Genomic DNA, 1,332 nt, shown 5'->3' on the forward strand with positions numbered 1-1,332 from the left:
AAATATAGACATACGAGAAAAAAACCAGTTTAGATCTTATTATCTATCTCGATTTACTTTGTACAGGGGCGATCATATCCATGTTCTACTGTTCATTTTTAAGAGGTTTACGCCTAGAATAAATAGAATATTGATAAAGTATAGACAATAAATAACATAGTCGACTTATTGGTAGCTGGTGTATAACACAAAAAGAATTCATACTAGAATCAAGCATGCTTAACAGATTAAAGGATCGAGATTGCCAGTATCAACAGCATTAGTACTAGGAGGTGGTGGGGCCAGGGCTGCATATCAAATTGGCGTATTAAAAGCGCTAGTGCAGTTTTACCCGCGCAATCATAATGTCCCATTTGATATTATTTGTGGTACATCTGCTGGTGCCATTAATGCAATATCGATAGCAACCCATGCATCTTGCTTCCATTTAGCCATAAAAAAACTGGATTGGGTGTGGCGTCATTTTGAAACCCATAAAGTCTATCGCACGTCTATCCCTCAAGTGTTGAGACATTTGGGACGAATGGCTATCAAAGGTCTTCAAGATGACAAAGTCAATACTGATGCAGGTAGCCTGCTGGATAATCAACCCTTACGAGAGTTGCTGAATAATCTTATCGATTTTAAAAGAATTGATCGTAATATTGGTAATGATGCACTCAAAGCTATCAGTATCGACTCCTCATGCTACAACAATTCACGTTCATATACTTTCTATCAAGGTAACGAACACATTGATGATTGGCAACGTGCTAGACGAGTCGGTATTCGCAGTTTATTAAATACTGAGCACTTACTTGCAAGCTCAGCTATTCCGATGGTATTCCCATCAATTAAACTTAATCAAGCCTATTATGGTGATGGGTCTGTCCATCAATTATCACCACTATCAAGCCCAATCCACCTTGGCGCTAATAAAATATTTGTGATTAATTTAGACAGCCCACACAAACACTTTCCCATCGAGTTTGAATATCACCCTAAAACAGCAACAATCGCCGGACATTTATTAGATACCATTTTTTCGGATACATTGAACAGCGATTTAGAGCGTCTGCAACGGGTCAACAACACCTTATCAATGATATCCCCACAAGACCGTGAAACCTTGAACTTACGCCATATCGATACTTTAGTGATGAAACCAAGTCAAGATTTAAGCCGAATTGCGGAACGGTTTTATGATGACATGCCTTTTGCAATCAAAACTTTATTGAAATTATTTGGTATTAACAGACAGTCTGACTCAAGTATTGTGTCATACTTATTATTCGAAAAAAGCTATACCACCACCTTGATTGATTTAGGCTATCAAGATGCAATGGATAGAAT

Annotated in this window: 1 protein-coding gene; it reads left to right on the forward strand. The window is 37.8% G+C overall.

Annotation, left to right across the window (positions count from 1 at the left end; genetic code table 11):
• Positions 1-241: 241 nt before the first annotated feature.
• Positions 242-1,332: patatin-like phospholipase family protein (locus CXF78_RS00730; protein ID WP_102035707.1), on the forward strand; the 1,091-nt coding region annotated here is incomplete at its 3' end.

The organism is Shewanella sp. 11B5 (assembly GCF_002836795.1).
Lineage (GTDB): Bacteria > Pseudomonadota > Gammaproteobacteria > Enterobacterales > Shewanellaceae > Shewanella > Shewanella frigidimarina.